Origin of the sequence: Frankia sp. AgKG'84/4, from assembly GCF_023242965.2 — a bacterium.
Lineage (GTDB): Bacteria > Actinomycetota > Actinomycetes > Frankiales > Frankiaceae > Frankia.
Genome location: NZ_JALKFU020000703.1, coordinates 1 through 554, shown reverse-complemented (window position 1 = coordinate 554; position 554 = coordinate 1). Strand labels below are relative to the sequence as shown.

The 554-nt window shown below is 74.0% G+C and carries 1 protein-coding gene; it reads right to left on the bottom strand.

Translation table 11 applies throughout. The features are described from left to right. The coding region (locus MXD58_RS24705; RefSeq protein ID WP_374616618.1) for an FAD-dependent monooxygenase at positions 1-554 on the bottom strand (554 nt) is incomplete at both ends.

Here is a 554-nt window from a genome sequence, read left to right as displayed (position 1 = left end):
GCGAGGCGGCCCGAGCGCAGGGCGAAGGAGATGCCCTCCCGCGTCCACGGGTCGAGCAGGCCGGCGGCGTCACCGGCGACGAGGACCCGGCCACGGCGCAGCGGCGAGCCGGGCGCCCGGACCCGGGTCAGGTGACCGGAATCGTGCTGGCGGGGAGCATCGGACAGCCCGAGCCGCTCGACGAGACGGCGGTAGTAGGTGCGCAGCGCGCCGCCTTCGGCCCGGTCGCCGATCACCCCGACGGTCAGCACCTGTCCCTTGGGGAACAGCCAGCCGTACGACCCGGGGACCGGCCCCCAGTCGATCAGCATCCGGCCGGCCCAGCGCCGCGCCACCGCCGGGTCAACGAGGAACTCGCCCTCCAGGCCCACGTCGACCTGGTCGCAGAGGACGCCGACGTGGGTGCCGCACCGCCCGGAGGTACCGTCCGCCCCGATGACGACCCGGGCCCGGACGTCCGCACCGCCGCGGACCCGCAGGGTGAGTCCGTCGGTGACGGCGGTGGCCCCCGTGCTGTCTCTTATAAACATCTGACCCTCCACACCAACAGATCT